The organism is Aeromicrobium sp. Sec7.5, assembly GCF_036867135.1.
Lineage (GTDB): Bacteria > Actinomycetota > Actinomycetes > Propionibacteriales > Nocardioidaceae > Aeromicrobium.
Window position 1 is genome coordinate 867,431 of the sequence record NZ_JBAJIJ010000001.1, and the last position, 22,095, is coordinate 889,525.

General features: G+C 70.7%; 19 protein-coding genes. 16 read left to right on the top strand and 3 right to left on the bottom strand.

The genetic code is table 11. The annotated features are described in order from the left end of the window. Positions 1-17: 17 nt before the first annotated feature. Positions 18-767: a DUF5819 family protein gene (locus tag V6S66_RS04370; RefSeq protein ID WP_334205536.1), complete on the top strand. Its 750-nt coding sequence runs from the start codon at positions 18-20 to the stop codon at positions 765-767. Next, complete coding sequence (locus tag V6S66_RS04375; protein ID WP_334205537.1) at positions 760-1,953, top strand: HTTM domain-containing protein; 1,194 nt, start codon at positions 760-762, stop codon at positions 1,951-1,953. Before V6S66_RS04370 ends, V6S66_RS04375 begins: the two co-directional genes overlap by 8 nt. 1 nt (position 1,954) lies before the next feature. Here the strand turns inward: V6S66_RS04375 and V6S66_RS04380 are convergent, their stop codons facing one another. After that, entirely contained in the window at positions 1,955-3,157 is a 1,203-nt protein-coding gene (locus V6S66_RS04380) for an MFS transporter (RefSeq protein ID WP_334205538.1), read from the bottom strand. Beyond that, on the bottom strand, positions 3,154-5,124 hold the full coding sequence (locus V6S66_RS04385; protein ID WP_334205539.1) for a M13 family metallopeptidase: 1,971 nt from the start codon (positions 5,122-5,124) through the stop codon (positions 3,154-3,156). Before V6S66_RS04385 ends, V6S66_RS04380 begins: the two co-directional genes overlap by 4 nt. A gap of 17 nt (positions 5,125-5,141) precedes the next feature. Here V6S66_RS04385 and V6S66_RS04390 point away from each other — a divergent pair, with 17 nt between their 5' ends. After that, complete coding sequence (locus V6S66_RS04390) at positions 5,142-5,990, top strand: siderophore-interacting protein (protein WP_334205540.1); 849 nt, start codon at positions 5,142-5,144, stop codon at positions 5,988-5,990. Next, positions 5,987-6,676, top strand: a complete 690-nt coding sequence (gene ispD / locus V6S66_RS04395) for a 2-C-methyl-D-erythritol 4-phosphate cytidylyltransferase (protein WP_334205541.1) — start codon at positions 5,987-5,989, stop codon at positions 6,674-6,676. The genes V6S66_RS04390 and ispD overlap by 4 nt, the downstream gene beginning before the upstream one ends. 15 nt (positions 6,677-6,691) lie before the next feature. Here the strand turns inward: ispD and V6S66_RS04400 are convergent, their stop codons facing one another. Next, positions 6,692-7,669, bottom strand: coding sequence for a glycosyltransferase (locus tag V6S66_RS04400; protein ID WP_334205542.1), 978 nt, complete (start codon positions 7,667-7,669; stop codon positions 6,692-6,694). A 94-nt stretch (positions 7,670-7,763) separates the two neighbouring features. On the opposite strand from V6S66_RS04400, the gene V6S66_RS04405 reads away from it, so the two are divergent. The 12 genes from V6S66_RS04405 (at position 7,764) to secA (ending at position 22,080) form a co-directional block, all read left to right on the top strand. Next, positions 7,764-9,110, top strand: a complete 1,347-nt coding sequence (locus V6S66_RS04405) for a TrkH family potassium uptake protein (RefSeq protein WP_334205543.1) — start codon at positions 7,764-7,766, stop codon at positions 9,108-9,110. An 8-nt stretch (positions 9,111-9,118) separates the two neighbouring features. Further along, positions 9,119-9,793 carry a potassium channel family protein gene (locus V6S66_RS04410; RefSeq protein WP_334205544.1) on the top strand — a complete coding sequence of 225 codons (675 nt, stop codon included), beginning with the start codon at positions 9,119-9,121 and terminating at the stop codon, positions 9,791-9,793. 301 nt (positions 9,794-10,094) lie between these two features. Further along, on the top strand, positions 10,095-10,262 hold the full coding sequence (locus tag V6S66_RS04415) for a Trm112 family protein (protein WP_334205545.1): 168 nt from the start codon (positions 10,095-10,097) through the stop codon (positions 10,260-10,262). Positions 10,263-10,333: 71 nt separating this feature from the next. Beyond that, positions 10,334-11,761 carry an adenosylhomocysteinase gene (gene ahcY, locus V6S66_RS04420; protein ID WP_334205546.1) on the top strand — a complete coding sequence of 476 codons (1,428 nt, stop codon included), beginning with the start codon at positions 10,334-10,336 and terminating at the stop codon, positions 11,759-11,761. Between the two features lie 55 nt (positions 11,762-11,816). Beyond that, on the top strand, positions 11,817-12,512 hold the full coding sequence (gene mtrA / locus V6S66_RS04425; RefSeq protein WP_334205547.1) for an MtrAB system response regulator MtrA: 696 nt from the start codon (positions 11,817-11,819) through the stop codon (positions 12,510-12,512). Beyond that, on the top strand, positions 12,509-14,080 hold the full coding sequence (mtrB, locus tag V6S66_RS04430; protein ID WP_334205548.1) for an MtrAB system histidine kinase MtrB: 1,572 nt from the start codon (positions 12,509-12,511) through the stop codon (positions 14,078-14,080). Before mtrA ends, mtrB begins: the two co-directional genes overlap by 4 nt. After that, positions 14,077-15,750 carry a GerMN domain-containing protein gene (locus V6S66_RS04435; protein ID WP_334205549.1) on the top strand — a complete coding sequence of 558 codons (1,674 nt, stop codon included), beginning with the start codon at positions 14,077-14,079 and terminating at the stop codon, positions 15,748-15,750. The genes mtrB and V6S66_RS04435 overlap by 4 nt, the downstream gene beginning before the upstream one ends. A gap of 77 nt (positions 15,751-15,827) precedes the next feature. Further along, the gene (locus tag V6S66_RS04440) at positions 15,828-16,520 is read left to right on the top strand and encodes a ComF family protein (RefSeq protein WP_334205550.1); all 693 of its coding nucleotides are present in this window, start codon (positions 15,828-15,830) and stop codon (positions 16,518-16,520) included. A 100-nt stretch (positions 16,521-16,620) separates the two neighbouring features. Then, the gene (gene hpf / locus V6S66_RS04445; protein WP_334205551.1) at positions 16,621-17,241 is read left to right on the top strand and encodes a ribosome hibernation-promoting factor, HPF/YfiA family; all 621 of its coding nucleotides are present in this window, start codon (positions 16,621-16,623) and stop codon (positions 17,239-17,241) included. 148 nt (positions 17,242-17,389) lie between these two features. Further along, positions 17,390-18,049: a response regulator transcription factor gene (locus V6S66_RS04450; RefSeq protein WP_334205552.1), complete on the top strand. Its 660-nt coding sequence runs from the start codon at positions 17,390-17,392 to the stop codon at positions 18,047-18,049. Between the two features lie 13 nt (positions 18,050-18,062). Beyond that, positions 18,063-19,307 (top strand): winged helix-turn-helix domain-containing protein, encoded by a 1,245-nt coding sequence (locus V6S66_RS04455; RefSeq protein WP_334205553.1) that lies wholly within the window; start codon positions 18,063-18,065, stop codon positions 19,305-19,307. 55 nt (positions 19,308-19,362) lie between these two features. Continuing rightward, the gene (secA, locus tag V6S66_RS04460; protein ID WP_442885891.1) at positions 19,363-22,080 is read left to right on the top strand and encodes a preprotein translocase subunit SecA; all 2,718 of its coding nucleotides are present in this window, start codon (positions 19,363-19,365) and stop codon (positions 22,078-22,080) included. Positions 22,081-22,095 lie beyond the last annotated feature (15 nt).

Here is a 22,095-nt window from a genome sequence, read left to right on the forward strand (position 1 = left end):
GACCTAGGATGGAGCCCATGTCCGTTCACGCCCCAGAGGTTCACGTGACCCGGTGGCAGAGCGGCATGATGCTCGCCGTCGCCGCGATCGTCATCGTGCACTCGGCCGTCGTCGGGCTGTGGCTCAGCCCGTCCAGCCCCATCCGGGAGTCGGTCGGCAGCACCACGCTCGCGTCCTACGTCAACCCGTACTTCCGGCAGTCGCCGTCCACGGTCGACCCGGGGCTGCAGCGGGCCGACGAGGCGCTGCTCGTGCGTGCCCGTGTCCTGATGCCGGACGGCGAGACCGTCGAGGGCCCGTGGGTCGACGTGACGGCCGATCTCGAGTCCGGCGGGTTCCTGCGGCCACGCATGGACCGCGCGGCGCGGTCGCTGGCCACCAACCTCAACGTCGCCATCAGCTCGTTCCCCGACTCGGCCCGCCCCCTCGTGGAGCAGGACCTCGTCGAGGAGGACCGCGCGGTCCGACAGGTTGAGATCGAGGCGGAGGGCGCCACGCCCTTCGAGGCCCAGGTGTTCTTCGCGAACTGGGCGATGGCCACGCAGTTCGGGACCCTCTACAGCACGGCCTTGGCCGACGGCACGGTGGAACAGATTCAGATCCGGGTCGGACTGAGGCGCGTGCCCGCCTACGATGACCGGGGCGACGACTCGGTGCGCGAGGAGCCGTTCACGTTCGTCACCCTCGGATGGCGTGACGCGATCGCCGGCAACGAGGAGGCCCAACGGGCCTTCGACGACTACGTGGGGGGTGATGACGGTGCGTGACACCTGGTGGGTGCTCGTCGATACCGTGATCCGAGCTCGCGAGGCCGCGGAGCGGTGGCTGTTCGGCGGACGCCACGCACTGGTGGCCCTGGGGCTGTGCCGCATCCTGCTCGGCCTCAGCGTCGTGCTGACGCTCGTGGTCAACTTCTCCGACCGCACCCTGTGGGTCGGCAACGCGTCGGTGTGGGCCGAGCCGGCCCGTGACGCGGTCGACTTCCCGGAGCTCTGGCTCGTCCGCAACGCGACCGACGCCGTCGTCACGGTCGTCTACCTGGTCACGACGCTGGCCGCCCTCGCCCTGACGGCCGGGTGGTACACCCGCGCCGCGAACGTCGTCACCCTGGTCGGGTTCATCGCCGTGGTCGGGCAGAACCCCATGGTCGGCAGCGCGAGCGACAACGCCGTGCGGCTGGCGCTCCTGTGGCTGGTGCTGACGAGCTCGGGGGACCGTTGCTCGGTGGACGCCCGCCAGCGGGCGGCGCGCCAGGAGGGAGCCGAGGTCGACCACCGCGGCTTCGACTCCGACGAGGTGCTGCCCCCGTGGCTCGGCATCAGCCTGCACAACATCGGGCTCCTGGGTCTGGGGGTGCAGACCGTGCTGCTGTACGTCACGGCGGGCCTCGACAAGATCGCCCGTGAGGCCTGGCGCTCGGGGGAGGCGCTGTACTACACGACCCAGCTGCCAGAGTTCCGACCGTTCGGCGGCCTGTCCGACCTCGTGTCGGCCAGCCCGGTCTTCCTGGCCTTCCTGACATACGTGGTGCTGCTGACCCAGCTGTTCTTCGCACCGCTGATGCTGACCCGGGTCTCGCGGATCGTCGCCGTCACCGTGGCGATCGGGGCGAACGTCTTCTTCGCCGTCGTCTTCGGTGCGGTCCCTGCTGCGCTGGCGATCATCGCGGTCACGCTGGTCGTGTTCCCCGACGACCTGCTGGAGGAGCGCGTCGACTGGCTCTCGGAGGTCACCGAGCCGCTGCGTGGACGGATCGAGGCGGTGTGGTTCCGCCTCAGCGACCCCTTCATGGACGCGGCCGACACGTTCCGCTCGCGGCGCTCGGAGCGCCGGGAGCGGCGGGCCGAGGCCAGCGCGCAGAAGGCCGAGCGCAAGGCCGCCGCGAAGACCGCGGGCCGAGGCGCTCGACGCGCAGGCGCCGACCGCGAGTCCGAGACCGTCGACGCCGACTGAGTCAGTCGCGCGTCACGTCGATCGCGGCGCGGCCCCCGGCCACGACCAGGCCGATCACGGGGATCGTCAGCAGCGCGGCGGCGGCGTTCAGCGTGCCGAAGTCGCGCCACGCCATGATGACCCCGGCCAGCAGGCCGCCGGTCGCCCCCGCGACGTTCATGGCGAGGTCGGCGACGCCCTGCACGGCAGGCCGGACCTCGGCGCTGAGGGCCGTCGTGAGCATCGCCGCGGCGGCGATGACCGACATCGACCAACCGAGACCCAGGAGCACCAGCCCGATCATGATGCGTGGCTCCGAGTGCCCGGCGGTGCCGGACACGACGGTCGAGACCACGAGCACGACCTGACCGGCCACCACCAGCACCGGTGGCCCGATCACGTCGGCCAGCCAGCCGAAGACCGGCGACAGGGCGAACATGCCGGCGATGTGAAGACTGATCGTGAGCCCGATGAGCTCCAGGTCGGACCCGTGGTCCTCCATGTGCACGGGGGTCAGTGCCATGACCGACACCATCACCGCGTGCGAGGCCGCGATGGCCACAACGGCCGTCAAGGCCCGACCGCGCACGTGCGGCCAGGGCGAGACGCGGGCGGGCCGCGGCACGGTGGCGTCGGGCGCCAACGGGTCCGGGCGCACCAGGACGAACGTCATGAGCCCGGCCACGGCGAACGCCACGGCCGAGAACACCAGGGGGCCGGCGAGGTCGGGGATGTCCAGCGACGCGGCCACGCGTGCACCCGGACCGGTCAGGTTCGGGCCGGCCACGGCGCCGATGGTGGTGGCCCAGACGACGACCGAGAGCGAACGGGCGACCTTGCGGGGCTCGGCCCGGTCGGTGGCGGCGAACCGCGACTGCAGGTTGGACGCCGTGCTGGCGCCGAACAGCACGAGGCCGAGGAGCACGAGCAGGAGCGAGTCGAGATCGGCGCCCACGATCGACACGACCGCCCCGGCCGCGCCGACCAGCCATCCCGTGGTGAGGGCCGGCCTTCGTCCGGAGCGGACGGCCCAGCGTGCCAGCGGGATCGTCGCGGCGGCGGCCCCGACCGTCAGCATCACCGTGGCGGTGCCGGCCCAGCCGGAGGAGCCGCTGACGTCCTTGACGAGAAGTGCTCCGATCGCCAGCCCGGCGCCGTTGCCGACCCCGCCCACCACCTGGACCGCCGCGAGGGACCCGACGAGGCGCCCCTGCGGAAAGGTCACGACGACCAGACGGTCACACGGTCGGCAGGATCGAGCCACAGCTGGTCGTCGGACGTCACGTCGAACGCCGTGTAGAACGCGTCGATGTTGCGCACGACCTGGTTGCACCGGAACTCCGGCGGCGAGTGGGGATCGACCGTGAGCCGGCGGACGGTCTCGGCCGGCCGCACCTTGGACTGCCACGCCTGCGCCCACGAGACGAAGAAGCGTTGGTCGGGCGTGAGCCCGTCGACGGGCTCGTCGCCCGGACCGGTCAACCGGAATGCGCGGTAGGCGATGCTGAGCCCGCCCAGGTCACCGATGTTCTCGCCGATCGTCAGCGCACCGTTGACCTTCTGACCGTCCGCGCCCTCGGGTGCGAGGTCGTCGTACTGGGCGACGAGGGCCGCCGTGAGCTTCTCGAAGGCCATGCGGTCGTCGTCGGTCCACCAGTTGCTCAGGGCTCCGGTGCCGTCGTACTGCGAGCCCTGGTCGTCGAAGCCGTGGCCGATCTCGTGACCGATCACGGCACCGATGGCGCCGTAGTTCACGGCGTCGTCGGCGTCGGCGTGGAAGAAGGGCGGCTGCAGGATCGCCGCCGGGAAGACGATCTCGTTCATCGTGGGGTTGTAGTAGGCGTTGAGGGTCTGCGGCGTCATGTACCACTCGTCGCGATCGATCGTCGCGCCGATCTTCGCCAGCTCGCGGGCGGTCTCGACCGCCATCGACCGGCGCGCGTTGCCGAGCAGGTCGGCCGGGTCGGTCTCGAGGTCGGTGTAGTCCTTGAACTGCTCGGGATGGCCGATCTTCGGGGTGAACGCCGCGAGCTTGTCGTGGGCGCGGGCCTTGGTCTCGTCGCTCATCCACGGCAGCTCGGTGATCGACTGGCGGTAGGCCTCGATCAGGTTGGCGATCAGCTCGTCCATCCGCTCACGGGCCGTGTCGGGGTACTCGGTGCGGACGTAGATGCGACCGACGGCCTCACCCATGGCGCCCTCGACGAAGGAGACGCCACGCTTCCAGCGCGGGCGCAGCTCGTCGGTGCCGGACAGCGTGCGGCCGTAGAAGTCGAAGTTCTCGTCGATCAGGTCCGACGACAGGTAGGCGGCGGCCGCGTGCACGACGTTCCACCGCAGCCAGTCGAGCCAGGCGGGCAGCAGGTCGGGCGTCAGCAGGGTCTCGAGGCCCTCGAGGAACGACGGCTGGGCCATGACGACCTCGGCCAGGACCGCCTCGGGGATCTGCCCCGCGGCCGACCAGGCAGCGAGGTCGAACGACGGCACGAGCGCCTGCAGCTGCTCGAAGGGCAGGAGGTTGTACGTCTTCTGGGCGTCGCGGCAGGCGACGCGGTCCCAGTGGTGCGCGGCGAGCCGGGTCTCGAGGTCGAGCACGCGCTCGGCCCGGGCGGCGGCCCCGTCGGAACCGGCCCCGTCGAGCCCGGCGAGGGTGAGCATGCGCTCGATGTGGCCGACGTAGGCGGCGCGGATGTCGGCCGACTCGTCCTCGCGGTAGTACGACTCGTCGGGCAGACCCGTGCCGCCCTGGAAGGCGTGCGTGACGTAGCGGTCGGGCTGACCGCGGTCAGGGCCGATGTAGATGCCGATCAGACCGTGCGTGCCCGTGCGCTCGAGGTCGCCGAGCAGCCGCGCGAACCCGGCGTAGTCGGTGAGGGCGTCGATGCGGGCGAGATCGGGCCGGAGCGGCTCGACTCCCAACGCCTCGATGCGGTCGGTGTCCATGAAGGAGGCGAACAGGTCGCCGATCTTGCGCTCGTCCGACCCCGCGGGGGCGTCGGAGGACGCGGCGTCCTCGATGATCTGGCGGACCTTGCCCTCCGCCTCGTCGACGAGCGTCACGAACGAGCCCGCCGTGGCGCGGTCGGGCGCGATGGGCGCCTCGCGCAGCCAGCGGCCGTTCACGTGGCGGAAGAGGTCGTCCTGCACGCGGATCTCGTGGTCCAGCTGCGCGATGTCGATGCCCTGAGTCACCTCGTTAGGCTACAGGCGTGTCGAGCACCTACCTGACCCGTCTGTCCGTCCTGCGGACCGAGGATCTCGGCCCGGCGATGCGCCGCCTCGTGCTCGGCGGGCCGGAGCTCGGCGACGTCGTCGCGGGATGGAAGGGTCACACCGACGCCTACGTCAAGATCGCCTTCCTGGCTCCGGGTGTCGAGTACCCGGAGCGACTCGATTTGGACGATCTCCGCGCGACCGTGCCGGCCGAGCACTGGCCGGTGCTGCGCACCTACACGGTGCGCCGGCTCGACGCCGCGGCCGGCGAGATGTGGGTCGACGTCGTCGTGCACGGTGACGAGGGACTTGCGGGGCCGTGGGCGGCTCGCGCCCAGGTGGGCGAGACGGTCCACTTCCGGGGCCCGGGAGGCGCCTACCGTCCCGATCCCGAGGCCGACCACCAGCTGCTGGTGGGTGACGAGGCCGCGCTCCCGGCGATCCTGGCGAGTCTCGAGGCCCTCGATCCAGGTCAGAAGGCCACGGCCTTCGTCGAGGTCGACGGACCGGACCACGAGCAGGAGGTCGTCACCGCGGGTGACGTCGAGGTCGTCTGGCTGCATCGCTCACCGCAGGAGGCCGGCACCACGAACCTCCTGGACGACGCCGTCCGGGCCTGGCCCTGGCCCGGCGGACGAGTCCAGGTGTTCGTGCACGGCGAGTCCGGCCTGCTCAAGACGGTGCGCCCGTACCTCGTGAAGGAGCAGGCGGTCGAGCGTCGCGACGTGTCGATCTCGGCGTACTGGCGCCGTGGAGAGACCGAGGAGGGCTTTCGCGCCTGGAAGGCGGGGGAACGGGCCCGCGGCGAGGAGCCGATGATCCGACCCGGTTCCACGTCGTCGTGACGGTCCACGCGCTGGTGCTCGCTGGAGGAACCGGCACCCGTTTCGGGGCGTCGACCCCCAAGCAGCTGCTCGACCTCGACGGCAGCACCGTCCTGGCCCACGCGGTCCGCCGACTCGCCCAGCACCGCGAGGTCGACTGGATCGTGCTCGTGACGCACGCCGAGTCGGCGCGGGAGGCGCACCGGGTGGCGGTGGCCGAGCCGAAGGTCGTCACGGTGGTCTCGGGCGGCGCCACGCGGGCCGAGAGCACGCGGCTCGGGCTGGCCGCGATCCCGGACCTCGCCGACGACGACCTCGTGCTCGTGCACGACGCGGCCCGGCCGCTCGTCACCGCCGCGGTGGTCGACGCCTGCCTCGCCGGGCTCGTCGACCACGACGCCGTGACGCCGGCGGTCGAGTCGGTCGACACCCTCGTCGAGGTCGATGCGGGTGGCACGGTCCTGCGTGGCGTTGACCGCGCCACGGTCCGGCGCGTGCAGACGCCGCAGGGGTTCCGCGCCGGGGTGCTGCGGCGCGCGCACGCCGCTGCCGCACTCGAGCCGGGAGAGCCCACCGACGACTGTGGCGTCGTCCTGGCCCACGTCCCCGGCGCGCGGGTCGCGGTGGTCCCCGGCGACGAGCGCAACCTCAAGATCACCCGGCCGGCCGACCTCGACCTCGCCCGCCGCTGGCTGCACGAGGACTGAGGTCGAGCGCGGCGGCTACTCCGCGGTGGGCAGGGCGGGCGGGACCTCGGCGGGATCCATGGGGCGCCAGGTGTCGTCGCGCCAGAGGCGCCGGCTCTCGCGGAACCCGCGGACGAGGTCGCCGACGCCGCGCAGCGTGCGCTGCACCACGACGAGTCGGAAGACCTCCTTGGCGAAGGTGAGGGCCGTGCCGAGGCCGAAGCCGACCCGGTTGAGCTTGCCGTGGAGCGCGAAGTACTGGCCGACGTAGGCCCGGTTGCGCATGACGTGGAAGCGGAAGAGCGGGCTGCCGTCATTGAGGTGGCGCAGCCCGAGATTGACCTGCCGCTGCTCGCGCTTGCGTCGCAGGACGTACGCGTCGACGTAGACGACGTCGGTGTGCTGGGCGGCCAGCCAGGCGTACGCGGCGTCGTCCCACGTGATGAAGAATCGGGGGTCCGGCAGGCCGATCGTGCGCACGACGTCGGCGTGGATCAGCATGCCCTCGAACGTGCCCGAGTTGGTGAGCGCGTAGCCCTCGTCGTTGAACGTGCGCTTGACGCCGTAGGGGAGCGGCACACCGAGGAACTCGTTGAACTTGGCCTGCCAGTAGAAGGGTGACCCGTCGAAGTCGTACCGGCGCCCGTGGATGACGCGAAAGCGCTCCATCCAGGGTGAGAAGAGGTCGAGCGCCTCGGGCAGGATCTCGACGTCGTCGTCCATGAGCCACACCCAGTCGGCCCCGAGCTCGAGCGCCAGCCGGGTGCCCTCGCAGAACCCCCCGGCGCCGCCGGTGTTCGTGGCGAGGCGCCGGGTCACCAGCACGCCCGGATCGAACCAGTCGGCGGCCTCGTCGAGGACCCGGGTCGTCGCCTCGTCGCTCGCGTTGTCGATCACGACGACGCGCCAGGCGGGCGTCGACAGCCGGGTGGCGCTCCGCAGCAGCTCGGCCAGGAACTCCGGTCGGTTGTACGTCACGACGGCGATCGCGACGCGGGAGGTCTGCTCGGGCACGGACGCCACCCTAACGACTCCCCGCCGCCGACCGGTCCGACGGCGTCGTGGCGGAAGTTCCACCGCGGCCCCGGGTGCGGTGTAACGTCGCCGTGTGCCCCGTCCGAGGATCCCGGCCGCCATCGCGCACCCTGTGCGACTGCTGCCGCTGTCGTTCCTCACGTTGATCCTGTTCGGCACGGCGCTGCTGATGCTCCCCTTCGCCAGGACCGGTGCGTACTCGCCCGAGTTCATGCCGGCGTTCTTCACGTCGACCTCCGCGGTCACGGTCACCGGCCTCGCCACGGTCGACACCTCGAGCTACTGGTCGCCCGTGGGCCAGACGATCATCCTCGTCCTGGTCGAGATCGGGGGCCTCGGGATCGTGGCCCTGGCCACGGTGCTGGGCCTGTTCATCGGCGGTCGTCTCGGTCTGCGCACCCGCCTCGTGGCGCAGACCGACATGCACGTCGTGAGCCTCGGCGAGGTCAAGCCGCTGTTCCGACGGGTCGCCGTGGTGATGCTGAGCTTCCAGCTCGTCATCGCGATCGTGCTCGCGATCCGCTACCGGGGCTCGTACTACGACACCTGGAGCACCTCGGTGTGGCACGGGGTGTTCGACGCGGTCATGGCCTTCAACAACGCGGGCTTCTCGCTCAACTCCGACAGCATCACCCGGTACGCGGGCGACTGGCTGGTCATCGTGCCCATCTGCATCGGGGTGTTCTTCGGTGCCGTGGGCTTCCCGGTGCTGGCCGAGCTCTTCAGCGGCTGGCGCAACCCGAGCAAGTGGACCATCCACACCCGGCTGACGGTGTGGGGGTCGGTCTTCCTCCTGGTGCTCGGCTCCGTCGTGTTCCTGTCCCTGGAGTGGGGCAACCCCGCGACCCTGGGCGCGCTGCCCTGGGACCACCGGCTCGTGTCCGGGCTCGAGGGCGGCATCATGCCGAGGTCCGGAGGCCTGAACAGCTTCGACTGGGGCGCGGTCCGGCCCGAGACGTTGAGCTTCGGCACCGTCCTGATGTTCATCGGCGGTGGCAGCGCCAGCACCGCCGGTGGCATCAAGGTGACGACCTTCCTGCTCCTGGCCTACGTGATCCTCGCCGAGCTGCGAGGCGACCCGCAGGTCACGATCGGCGCCCGGGCGATCAGCTCGGCGGTCGCGCGCACCGCGCTCACGATCGCACTCATCTCCGTCATGCTGGTCGCCGGTTCCACCTGGCTGCTGATGCTCGTCTCGGACTCGAGCTTCGAGAACGCGCTCTTCGAGGCCACATCGGCCTTCGCGACGGCCGGACTGAGCACGGGCCTGACGCCGAGTCTCAACACGGCGTCGCAGGTCGTCATCATCGTCTTGATGTTCATCGGCCGAGTCGGCACCATTACGGCTGCCTCGGCCTTCGTCCTGCGTCGTCGGGCACCGCGGTACACCGTGCCCGAGGAACAGCCCATCATCGGATAGGAGCCAGCATGGCCAGGAGCAAGGACACCTCGCCGACCGCGCCGGTCATCGTGCTGGGACTCGGCCGGTTCGGACTCGCTGTCGCGCGCTCGCTCGTGCAGCTGGGCCACGACGTGCTCGCGGTCGACGAGCGCGCCGAGATCGTGCAGAAGCACGCGAGCGACTTCACGCACGTCGTCGCGGCCGACACCACCGACACCGAGGCGCTGCGCCAGATCGGTGCCGAGCAGTTCGAGATCGCGGTCGTCGGCATCGGCACCGACATCGAGGCGAGCGTGCTGACGGTCCTCGGACTGCTGGACCTGGGCGTCAACGAGGTCTGGGCCAAGGCCATCAGCGGCAAGCACGCGGCGATCCTCGAGCGGGTCGGGGCGACCCACGTGATCCGTCCCGAGTCGCAGATGGGCAAGCGGGTCGCCCACCTCGTGACCGGCACGATGACCGACTTCATCGAGTTCGACGACGGCTTCGCGATCGCCCGCACACGGGCACCGCAGTGCTCCGAGGCGAAGACGCTCTCGGAGGCCAACCTCCGTCAGCGCTACGGCGTCACGATCGTCGGGGTCAAGACCCGCGGCGAGGACTTCACGTACGCCCGACCCGAGACCTACGTGACCAACGGCGACGAGCTCATCGTCTCGGGGCCGACCCCGAAGGTCGAGGCGTTCTGCGCGCTGACCTGAGCGCGGGTGCGGTCGCCGGGTGATGCGGTCCGGCGATCGGCGCGGGACAGGCGGCATGGACCGACGAGCGGGGTCGAGGCTGCCTGGACTCGAACTGGGCCCGGCAATTCGTCACCGGGCACGGCACATTCGCCGTGCCCCGCGACCACGTGCCGTGCCGACTCCGTCATTCGACTGCGTCGAGCGAGGTGCGTGGTTCGATCGAGGTGTCCGCAAGCCCGCGCCTCGTGGCCCATGCCGCTTGTCCCGCTGACACGCTGAGCCTCAGCCAACGGTGCCCGGCACCGGATAGGCTGGTCACATGTTCCTCGACCCGGGCCTGCTGGAGATCCTCGTCTGCCCCCAGTGCCGGGACCGCCTCTTCGTCGACGAGGAGGCCTCGGAGCTCGTCTGCCAGGCGTGCCAGCTGGCCTACCCCGTGTCCGACGGGATCCCCACGATGCTGGTGCACGAGGCCCGCGCCGTCTGAGCCGGCAACGTCACGCCGCCGTTACCCAAGTCCGTCACCGGGACTGGTCACGGGCAGTTACGATGGGTTCCATGGATTTCAACGTCGCTGACCTGTCGCTGGCCGAGTACGGCCGCAAGGAGATTGAACTCGCCGAGCACGAGATGCCGGGCCTCATGGCCATGCGCGAGCAGTACGGCAAGGACAAGCCCCTCGCCGGAGCCCGCATCGCCGGCTCGCTGCACATGACCATCCAGACCGCGGTGCTGATCGAGACCCTCGTGGATCTCGGCGCCGACGTCCGCTGGGCGACGTGCAACATCTTCTCGACCCAGGACCACGCCGCCGCTGCGGTCGTCGTCGGTCGTGACGGCACCGCGGAGGACCCCAAGGGCACCCCCGTCTTCGCCTGGAAGGGCGAGACGCTCGGCGAGTACTGGGACGAGGCCGAGAAGGTCTTCGACTTCGCCGAGGGCGGCCCGAACGTGCTCCTCGACGACGGTGGCGACATCACGATGCTGCTCCACCTGGGCGTCGAGTACGAGAAGACCGGTGTCGTGCCGTCGCAGGACAGCACCGACAACGAGGAGTTCAAGGAGGTCCTGCGCGTCCTGGCTCGCTCGGTCGCCGAGAAGCCCGACCACTGGACCAAGATCTCGAAGGACATCCAGGGTGTCTCCGAGGAGACGACCACCGGCGTCCTGCGTCTGTACGACCGCTTCCGCGAGGGCACGCTGCTCTTCCCGGCGATCAACGTCAACGACTCGGTCACCAAGAGCAAGTTCGACAACAAGTACGGCTGCCGCCACTCGCTGATCGACGGCCTGAACCGCGCCACCGACGTCATGATCGGCGGCAAGGTCGCCGTCGTCTGTGGCTACGGCGACGTCGGCAAGGGCTCGGCCGAGTCCCTGCGCGGCCAGGGTGCGCGCGTCATCGTCACCGAGATCGACCCGATCTGCGCCCTGCAGGCCGCGATGGACGGCTACGAGGTCAAGCGCCTCGAGTCGGTCGTCGAGACCGCCGACATCTTCATCACCACCACCGGAAACTTCGACATCATCACGGTCGAGCACTTCCAGAAGATGAAGCACCAGGCCATCGTGGGCAACATCGGTCACTTCGACAACGAGATCAACATGGCCGGTCTGGCCAAGATCCCGAACATCGTCAAGGACGAGATCAAGCCCCAGGTCCACCAGTGGATCTTCGAGGACGGCAAGAAGATCATCGTCCTGTCCGAGGGTCGTCTGCTCAACCTGGGCAACGCCACGGGTCACCCGTCGTTCGTCATGTCGAACTCGTTCACGAACCAGGTCCTGGCGCAGATCGAGCTCTACACGAAGGCCGACGACTACGAGCTGGGCGTCCACGTGCTGCCCAAGCACCTCGACGAGGAGGTCGCCCGCCTGCACCTCGACGCCCTCGGTGTCGAGCTGACCGAGCTCACCAAGGAGCAGGCCTCCTACCTCGGCGTGCCGATCGAGGGTCCGTACAAGTCCGACCTCTACCGGTACTGAGCCTGAAGCCCTGAACCGGAAGAACTGACACACCGCCGTCGGCGGTCCCACCCCCATGAGCCAGCGCCGCACTCACCACGACCGTGTCCTCATCGTCGATGACGACGCGTCGCTGGCCGAGATGCTGTCGATCGTGCTCGAGGGGGAGGGGCTGACGACGGCGGTGTGTCGTTCCGGCGACAAGGTGCTGGCGGCCCTGGGCTCGTTCCGGCCGGACGTCGTCCTGCTCGACCTGATGCTGCCGGGGGTCGACGGCATGGAGGTGTGCCGGCGGATCCGCGACAGCTCCAACGTGCCGATCGTGATGCTGACGGCGCGCTCCGACACCGACGACGTCGTGGCCGGGCTCGCGGCCGGAGCCGACGACTACATCGTCAAGCCGTTCAAGAACTCCGAGCTGGTCGCCCGCATCCGCGCCCGGCTGCGACGCACCGACCAGATCCTCGAGCCCCTGGTCTTCGGCGACATCGTGCTCGACCCGTCGGGCCACACCGTCGAGCGCGCGGGCCAGCCCCTCGATCTCACACCGCTGGAGTTCGACCTCCTGGCGTGCCTGCTGGGCACGCCGGAGCAGGTCTTCACCCGGGAGGTGCTCCTGCAGAAGGTCTGGGGCTACCACCACCCCGGTGACACCAAGCTCGTCAACGTCCACATGACACGACTGCGGTCGAAGATCGAGGACGACGCCGAGAACCCGAGCATCATCCGCACCGTGCGAGGCGTGGGGTACCAGGCGATCGCACCCGGATGAGGTGGATCCGTCGTGGGCTGCGGGCGGCGACGGGTCGAGCCCTGCGGCAGTGGCGCCGCTCGATCCGTCTTCGCGTCGTCGGGAGCACCGTCGCTCTGACGACGCTGGCGATCGGGCTCACGGGCTGGGCGCTGCTGGCCCAGGTCGCCGACGGGCTCGCGGAGGCTCGCAGCGAGAGTGCCGTCGCCGAGGCGCGTGCCGGGCTCGACCGCGTGCGGGCCCAGCTCGAGACCACCACGGCCACCGATGCCTCCGCCGCCAGCGAGGCGGTGGCGCAGATCGTCGACTCCTTGACGCAGAGCGGCCAGGGCCAGGGCCGCTACGACGTCCTCGTCGAGGGCCCGCTGGGCGGTGGGGGCGAGACGGCGCCCGTGCGCTCCTCCGGCGGGGTGTCGGTCGAGATCGTCCCGGACGACCTCGTTCGGACCGTCGCCTCGTCCGACGGGCTCTACTTCCGGTTCGCCGAGGTGTCGATCCCGGACGAGGGGGCCGTTCCGGTCGTCGTGGTCGGGAGCCGGCTCGACGTGCCCTCGACCGGCGACGACTACGGCCTGTACTACGTCTTCAGCATGGCCGACCAGCAGGAGACGCTCGATCTGGTGCGCAACGCGACGGCCCTCGCCGGGCTCGCCATGATCGTCATGGTCGGTGGCGTCGCCTACGTCATGTCGCGCCAGGTGCTCGAGCCGGTTCGCCGGGCCCGTCGCACGGCGGAGCGGTTCGCCGCGGGGCACCTCGAGCAGCGGATGCACGTGCGCGGTGAGGACGACATCGCCCGGCTGTCGGAGTCCTTCAACCAGATGGCGGCCAGCCTGCAGTCGCAGATCGCCCGGCTGGAGAACCTCTCGAAGCTCCAGCAGCGGTTCGTGTCGGACGTGTCGCACGAGCTGCGCACGCCGCTCACGACGATCTCGATGGCCGGCGACGTGCTCCACGAGGCACGATCTGGCTGGGAGCCGTCGACGGCGCGCGCGGCGGAGCTGCTGCGCCGCGAGCTCACCCGGTTCGAGGAGCTCCTGGCCGACCTCATGGACCTCTCGCGGTTCGACGCCGAGGCCGCCCAGCTGGAGCTCGAGACGATCGACCTGTCGGAGGTGGCGCGCGACCTGGCCCACGACCCGGTGCTGGCCCGCAAGGGCATCGAGGTCCGTGTCGTGGGCGCGGACGCGCCGGTGGTCACCGAGGCCGACCGGCGACGCGTCGACCGGGTGCTGCGCAATCTCGTGGCGAACGCCGCGGCCTACAGCCGCTCCGCCGACGTCGTCGTCTCGGTGGCCGAGAACGACCGGTCCGTCTCGCTGTCAGTGCGCGACCACGGCATCGGACTCACGGCCGAGGAGTCGCTGCGGGTGTTCGACCGCTTCTGGCGAGCCGACCCGGCACGCGCAGCCGGCGGCACCGGACTCGGTCTCGCGATCGCCAGGGGCGACGCCCGTCTGCACGGGGGCGAGCTGCACCTGGGCAGCATCCCCGGGCGTGGCACCGACTTCGTCCTGACCCTCCCGAAGCCGGACGGTGACGTGAGCCGTCCGGCGTTGGAGCCCATGCGAGAGGCCGGGGACGCATGAAGCGGCTGCTGGCGGCCCTGGTGCTGGTGCTGGTGCTGCCGGCGTGTGCCGGGCTGCCCACCTCGACCGATGTCGAGCGCGCCAGCGACGACGCCGCCGAGGGCGACCTGATCACGTACCAGCCGGCCCCCCCGGCGCCCGGGGCGGAGCCCGCCGAGGTCGTGGCCGGCTTCCTCGACGCGATGCTGGCCTACCCCGTCTCGAGCGGGACCGCGAGCGCCTACCTGTCGAGCGAGGCGGCGGCCGACTGGGCCGCCGGCGACGGGGTGCGCATCTACCGTGCCCCCACGATCCGCGTGCAGGAGGTGACCGAGGCATCGGCCAGGGTCGACCTCGAGGTCCAGGAGACCGGTCGCCTCGACCGGACCGGGCACTTCGTGGCGTCGAACGGCCCGTCCGACGTCACGCTCGAGCTGGTCAAGGACGCGGGGGAGTGGCGCATCTCCAACCCGCCCCCTGGCCTGGCCATCACCCGCGGGTACTTCGAGACCTACTACCGCGCGCTCGACGTCTTCCTGTTCGACGTCGCCGGTGACGCGCTCGTGGCCGATCCCGTCCACCTGCAGGTTGGTGACCGGCTCGCGACGTCGTTGACGGCCGCCCTGGTGGCCGGGTCCCCGCCGAAGGTCGCGGGCGAGACCCGCACCTACGTCCCGGAGGCGAGCGAGTGGAAGCCGGCCGTCACGGTCGCGCAGGGTCGCGCCACGGTCGAGTTCGACGCGTCCCTCACGACCCTCGACGTCGAGGTCCGCCGCCGGCTCTCGGCGCAGGTCGTCCGCACTCTCGGCCAGGTGCCGGAGGTCGACGTCGTGCGGATTGTGGGCAGTGACGGTCCGCTCGTGGCCGGCGGCACCGCGGACCAGCCGGTCACCGCCTGGGGCGGCTTCGACCCGGCCCCGGCCACGGGCCGACCCGGAGCAGTCGTCGACGACGTCGTCTCCACGTTGTCCGGGGGCGTCGCGACCCCGGTCGAGGGACTGCCCGAGGAGGTGGCCGCCTCGGCGGTCCTCGTGGCCACCCGCCCGGGTGCGTGGGCCGCGGTCGGCGGGGACGGCGTGGTCCGGGTCGTCGACGCCGACGGTCAACAGGTCGAGCAGACCGCTGGGGTCCTGTCGATCTCCTGGGACGTGCAGGGGCGCCTCTGGGTCGCCGACCGCCCGCAGGGCCAGCTGAGGGTGCGGCTGCTGACGGGTGCCGGGGTCGAGACGGTGTCGATCGCCGCCGGTCTGGACCGGGTGACGGCCTTCGCCCTCGAGCCCGGAGGCACGCGGTACGCGGTGACGCGGGGGTCCGGAGACGTTCTGGCAGGAGCCGTGACCGTCGCCACCGACGGGGCGGTGCCCCAGCTGGCCGCTCCCGTGCGGATCGCGCCGGACGTCGTGAACCCCGCCGGTGTCGTCTGGCTCGGCGCGACCCGTGTCGCGGTGGTGGGTGACGGCGAGACCGGGCGCCAGGTGTACCGGGCCTCGATCGACGGCTCACCCTCGGACGCGTCGGCCGGCACGGCTCCTCGCCTGCCCAACGTGGCCATCACGGCGCTCGCGGCCGGGACCGGCGACGATCCGGACCTGTACGTCACCGACGACCGGTCCCGGCTCTGGTACCTGCCGGCCGGTGGTGCGTGGCGCCTGCTCGGCGTGACGGCGCGAGGGCTGACGAGCGGGCGGTGAGCGTCCACAGGCCGTCGCGGTCCACGTGAGCGTCGCCACCACCTCCGAACGGCCCGTTCGAGGGGCAGGGTCGACGTGTGCACCTCGGGAACTCGTGGCGGTCGGCGGCCGCCGACCTCGCCGTCGGCGCTGACTGCGCCGGGTGCGGCACCCCGGGCCTGGGGTGGTGCCGCGCGTGCGCGGTCGCCTGTCGGCCCGTCCCGCGGCTCGTGGCCGGCGTCGCCGACGTCCCGGTCCTGGCGGTGCTGGACAACGTCGGACCGGCCGCCCGCGTCGTGGTCGCCTGGAAGGACCGGGGCCGCCTGGGACTCACGGATCCGCTGGGGCGGTTGCTCGCGGTGGGGTGCTCACTGGTGCCGCCTGCGGCACGGCCGGCACTCGTCCCCGTGCCGACCTCTCGCGCCCAGGTGCGGCGGCGCGGCGCGGACCCGATGCGACTGCTCGCGGCCCGGGCGGCCACCGAGCTGCGATCCGTCGGGATCGATGCGGTGCCGATGCCCGTGCTGCGTCGCGTGCGCGCCACGCGCGACCAGGCGGGTCTGGGAGCGCGGGCGCGCGGGGTCAACGTGGAGGGTGCCTTCGCCGCGGACCGATCGGTCGTGGCCCGCTGCGTCCGGGCAGGGATCGACGAGGTGCTCGTGGTCGACGACGTGCTCACGACCGGGGCATCCGTGCGGGAGGCGGTGCGCGCTCTCGCCGCGGCGGGGGTGCGGACCTCGGCCGTCGTGGTGGTCGCCCACACGCCCCGGCCGGGAGCCGCACCCACCTGAGAAGTACGAGAACTTCGCGCGGCACCCTTTCGCCGGAGGGCCGCGCGGTCTACGGTCATGAACATGGCATGAACGTTCGTCCACCGATACGGAGGCACTCATGGAAATCGTCGTCACGGGCCGCAACAGCGAGATCTCGGAAAGATTCCGTGAGCGGGTCCACGAGAAGCTGCAGCGCATCGACAAGTTCGACAGTCGCCAGCGGATCAGCCGGATCGACGTCGAAGTGACCCATGAGAAGAACCCCCGCCAGCACGACCGGGCGGCACGGGTCGAGCTCACCCTCCGCTCGCGGGGCCCGGTCGTCCGCGCCGAGGCGTGCTCGACCGACCAGGCCTCCGCACTCGACGCCGCGGTCGACAAGCTCCACTCGCGCCTGCGTCGGTCCGCTGACCGGCAGCGGATCCATCACGGTCAGCACGCACCCGTCTCGCTCGCCGAGGCCACGTCGACCGTGCCGGAAGGCCTCCTCGTCGACGCCGCGCCGGTCGTCGACGAGCCAGCGCCGCCCGTCCAGATCGAGGGCGACGGTCCGATGGTCGTCCGTGAGAAGACGCACCGAGCCCCGGCGATCACGCTGGACCAGGCCCTGTACGAGATGGAGCTCGTCGGGCACGACTTCTACCTCTTCGTCGAGAAGGACTCGATGCAGCCGAGCGTCGTGTACCGGCGCCGCGGCTACGACTACGGCGTGATCCACCTGGACCCGTCGCAGGACTGACGAGCCGGGTTCGAACGGGGCGTGGATCGGCTGTCGATCCGCGCCCCGTCCGTGCGGAGGGGGCGCCAGGCGCCTCGGTCGTGCTCGAAACTTGGGCGTCCGTGCCGGTCCCCGTGCGAACTCAGCGCTGCGTGGCATAGTTCACTGCGTGGCCGACGACAGACAGCGCATCCGCGTCCTCCTCGTCGACGATCAAGAGCTGTTCCGGCGTGGCGTCAGCATGGTGCTCAGCGCTGATCCCGACCTGGACCTCGTCGAGGTCAACGGGGGCGACGAGGCCCTCGCCCAGGTGGCCGAGAACCCGCCCGACGTCGTTCTGCTCGACGTCCGGATGCCCGGTCGTAGCGGCGTCGAGATCTGCGGCGCGATCAAGGCCACGTCGCCGACCACGGGCATCATCATGCTGACCGCCAGCGACGACGAGTCCGACCTCTACGAGTCGATCAGGAGCGGTGCGTCCGGCTACCTTCTCAAGGACGGCTCGACGTACGACCAGGTCGCCGAGGCGGTTCGTCTGGTCGCGTCCGGACAGTCACTCATCAGCCCCACGATGGCCACGAAGCTGCTGGAGGAGTTCGTCCAGATCTCCAAGGGCCCGGCCCCCTCGGCGAGCCTGACCGCCCGCGAGCTCCAGGTGCTGCGGCTCGTCGCCCGTGGCCTCTCCAACCGCGAGATCGCCGGCGAGCTGTTCATCAGCGAGAACACGGTCAAGAACCACATCCGCAACATCCTGGAGAAGCTGCAGATGAAGTCGCGCATGGAAGCCGCGATGTACGCGGTGCGCAGCAAGCTCGTCGACGACCTCTGAGCCGGGCCCGGTCATGACCACCGCACCGGAACGCTTCACCGTCCTGCAGGCGCGCCGTCTCGCGCTCGGCGCGCTGGGCTTCGCGCGGGGTCGGCCCACCGGAACGGTCGGGACACGTCACCTCCGCGCCACGATCGACCGCCTGGGGCTGTTCCAGATCGACTCGGTCAACGTGCTGCAACGCGCGCACTACCTGCCGCTGTACTCCCGGCTGGGGCCGTACGACGTCGAGATGCTGCACCGGGCGTCCTCGCGCGCGCCGCGCCGCCTGGTCGAGTACTGGGCCCATGAGGCCGCGTTGCTCGACGTACGCCTCTGGCCGGCCCTCGGCTTCCGCCGGAGCGACGACGCGCGGATGTGGGGCGGGCCGCGGGCCGTGGCCCGGGACAAGCCCGAGTTCGTGTCGTGGGCGCTGGAGGAGGTTCGTCGACGCGGCCCGCTCACCGCGCGGCAGATCGAGGAGGACCTGCCTCGCGACCGGTCGCACTGGGGGTGGAACTGGTCGGAGGGCAAGCAGGCCCTCGAGTACCTGTTCTACGTCGGTGCGGTCATGGCGGCCGGGCGCACCACGCAGTTCGAGCGCTCCTACGACCTGCCCGAGCGGGTGCTCCCACCTGAGGTCGCCGACCTCCCCGACCTGTCCGAGGACGCCGCGCACCGGGTCCTGGTCGAGCACGCCGCCCGGGCCCTCGGCATCGGCACCGCCGCGTGCCTGCGTGACTACTTCCGCCTCGCGCCCGCGCCCACCGTCCGGGCGATCGACGAGCTGGCGGACGCCGGGGTGCTCGTGCCCGCCACGATCGACGGCTGGGCCCGCCCTGCCTGGCGCCACCGGGACGCCACCGTGCCGCGCCGAGTTCGCGCCCGTGCCCTGGTCAGCCCGTTCGACCCGCTGGTGTTCGAGCGCGCCCGCCTGAAGCAGCTCTTCGACTTCGACTACCGCATCGAGATCTACGTGCCGGCCGAGAAGCGTGTGCACGGCTACTACGTGCTGCCCTTCCTCCTCGGCGACCGCCTGGTGGCTCGTGTCGACCTGAAGCACGACCGTGCCACCGGCCGGGTGCTGGTGCTCGGGGCGCACGCGGAACCGCATGCTCCCGGGCACACGGCCCACGAGCTGGCCGACGAGCTCGAGCTCCTGGCCGGGTGGCTGGGAGCCCGTGAGGTCACGGTCGGGGAGCGCGGTGATCTCGCCCCGGCGCTGTCCGATGCCGTCCGTGCCCGTGCCCGGGCCCGGGAGTCTGGCGATACCGCCTAGACTCGACCTGTTCAGGCCATCCTGCTCCGGCCCATCTGCGAGGAAGTGCATCCGCGTGCCCAAGATCATCGACAAGATCCTTCGCGCCGGCGAGGGGAAGATCCTTCGCCAGCTCGAGGCCATCGCCGACCAGGTCAACGACCTCGCCGACGACTACAGCGGTCTGAGCGACGACGAGCTGCGCGGCATGACCGAGGAGTTCCGCGAGCGGCTCGCCGAGGGCGAGACCCTCGACGGCCTGCTGCCGGAGGCGTTCGCCGTCGTCCGCGAGGCCGCCGACCGCGTCCTGGGTCAGCGGCACTTCGACGTGCAGATCCTCGGTGGAGCGGCGCTGCACCTCGGCAACATCGCCGAGATGAAGACCGGTGAGGGCAAGACCCTCGTCTCGACCCTGCCGGCCTACCTCAACGCGCTGGCCGGCCAGGGCGTCCACGTCGTCACGGTCAACGACTACCTCGCCCGCTACCACGCGGAGTGGATGGGTCGCGTGCACCGCTTCCTGGGCCTCACGGTCGGGGCGATCCTGCCGGGCATGCCCGCCGCCGAGCGTCGGGCGGCGTACGCGTGCGACATCACCTACGGCACCAACAACGAGATGGGCTTCGACTACCTGCGCGACAACATGGCGACCGAGCTGGCCGCCTGCGTGCAGCGGGGCCACTTCTTCGCCGTCGTCGACGAGGTCGACTCGATCCTGATCGACGAGGCGCGCACGCCGTTGATCATCTCGGGCCCCACCACCGAGCAGGTGCAGTGGTACGCCGAGTTCGCCAAGATCATCGAGAAGATGTCGCCCGACGTGCACTACGAGGTCGACGAGAAGAAGCGCACGATCAGTGTCACCGAGGAGGGCATCGACGTCGTCGAGAACTCGCTCGGCATCGACAACCTGTACGACTCGGTCAACACCCCGCTCATCAGCTTCCTGAACAACGCCGTCAAGGCGCGCGAGCTGTTCAAGCGCGACAAGGAGTACGTCGTCGTCGACGGCAACGTCATGATCGTCGACGAGCACACGGGCCGCATCCTCGACGGACGCCGCTACAACGAGGGCCTGCACCAGGCGATCGAGGCCAAGGAGGGCGTGCGCATCCGCGAGGAGTACCAGACCCTCGCCACGATCACGCTGCAGAACTACTTCCGTCTGTACGACAAGCTCTCCGGCATGACCGGCACGGCCATGACCGAGGCCAGCGAGTTCGACAAGATCTACGGCCTCGGCGTCGTCCCGATCCGCACCAACCGCCCGGTCGACCGCCAGGACATGCCCGATCTGGTGTATCGCACGGAGGACGCCAAGTTCGAGGCCGTCGCGCAGGAGATCGTCGATCGCCACGCCGCGGGCCAGCCGATCCTCGTCGGCACCACCAGCGTCGAGAAGAGCGAGCGGCTCTCGAAGATGCTGCGCAAGCGCGGGGTCGTGCACGAGGTCCTCAACGCCAAGCAGCACGAGCGGGAGGCCGCCATCGTCGCCCTCGCCGGTCACCGGGGAGCCGTCACGGTCGCGACCAACATGGCCGGCCGCGGCACCGACATCATGCTCGGCGGCAACGTCGAGTTCCTCGCGGACCAGGCGCTGCGCAAGCGTGGCCTGGACCCGGCCGACCCCGAGAGCGGCTACGAGGAGGCCTGGGCCGACGCCGTCTCCGCCGCGGAGGCGCAGGTCAAGGCCGAGCACGACGAGGTCGTCGAGCTGGGCGGACTCGCGGTGATCGGTACCGAGCGTCACGAGTCGCGACGCATCGACAACCAGCTCCGTGGTCGTTCCGGCCGTCAGGGCGACCCGGGCCTGTCGCAGTTCTACCTGTCGCTCGAGGACGACCTGATGCGCCTGTTCAAGGCCGACTGGGTCGACTGGGTCCTGACGCGCATGAACATCCCCGACGACGTGCCGATCGAGAACAAGCGCGTCACGGGCGCCATCGCCTCGGCCCAGGCCCAGGTCGAGACGCAGAACTTCGAGACCCGCAAGAACATCCTCAAGTACGACGACGTCATGAGCCGCCAGCGTGAGGTCGTCTACTCCGAGCGCCGCAAGGTGCTGGAGGGCGAGGACCTCCGTGACTGGGTGCGCGACATGATCGAGCAGGTCGTCACGGCGTACGTCGTCGGCGCCACCGACGGATTCGCGGAGGAGTGGGACCTCGACGCGCTGTGGACCGCCGTCAGCACCCTCTATCCCGTCACGCTCTCGACCGACGACGTCGCCGCCGAGGCGGGGGGGCGCGACAGGCTGACCCGTGAGTCGCTCACGGAGGTGCTCGTGGCGGACGCGCTGGCCGCCTACGACCGCCGCGAGAAGGACCTGACCGAGCCCGTGGCCCGCGAGGCCGAGCGCCTCGTCGTGCTCAGCGTGCTCGACCGGAAGTGGCGCGAGCACCTCTACGAGATGGACTACCTCCGTGAGGGCATCGGCCTGCGGGCGTACAGCCAGCGTGACCCGCTGATCGAGTACCAGCGCGAGGGCTTCGACCTGTTCTCCGCGATGATGGAGGCCACGCAGGAGGAGGCCGTCGGCTACCTGTTCAACGTGGAGGTCAACGTCCAGGTCCAGCCGGGGGAGGCCGAGTCGCCCCAGGTCTCGGCCAAGGGAGTCGAGACGCCTGCGGAGCAGAAGCTCGCCTACTCGGCGCCGAGCGAGGACGGCGAGGCCGAGGTGCACACCGAGGACGCGTCGCCCGAGGAGACCGCCGCTCGCAAGGCGCAGAACGCCAAGGGCAAGGCGCGCCAGAAGACCAAGCAGCAGCGCAAGAGCCGCAAGAACAACCGCTGAGCCCGGCTCGTGGTG

Bases quoted from the DNA above. Each gene is read 5' to 3' on its own strand.
- V6S66_RS04455 (WP_334205553.1), top strand. From the start codon at position 18,063: ATGACCACCGCACCGGAACGCTTCACCGTCCTGCAGGCGCGCCGTCTC.
- mtrA (WP_334205547.1), top strand. From the start codon at position 11,817: ATGAGCCAGCGCCGCACTCACCACGACCGTGTCCTCATCGTCGATGAC.
- ahcY (WP_334205546.1), top strand. From the start codon at position 10,334: ATGGATTTCAACGTCGCTGACCTGTCGCTGGCCGAGTACGGCCGCAAG.
- mtrB (WP_334205548.1), top strand. From the start codon at position 12,509: ATGAGGTGGATCCGTCGTGGGCTGCGGGCGGCGACGGGTCGAGCCCTG.
- V6S66_RS04415 (WP_334205545.1), top strand. From the start codon at position 10,095: ATGTTCCTCGACCCGGGCCTGCTGGAGATCCTCGTCTGCCCCCAGTGC.
- hpf (WP_334205551.1), top strand. From the start codon at position 16,621: ATGGAAATCGTCGTCACGGGCCGCAACAGCGAGATCTCGGAAAGATTC.
- V6S66_RS04410 (WP_334205544.1), top strand. From the start codon at position 9,119: ATGGCCAGGAGCAAGGACACCTCGCCGACCGCGCCGGTCATCGTGCTG.
- V6S66_RS04435 (WP_334205549.1), top strand. From the start codon at position 14,077: ATGAAGCGGCTGCTGGCGGCCCTGGTGCTGGTGCTGGTGCTGCCGGCG.
- V6S66_RS04370 (WP_334205536.1), top strand. From the start codon at position 18: ATGTCCGTTCACGCCCCAGAGGTTCACGTGACCCGGTGGCAGAGCGGC.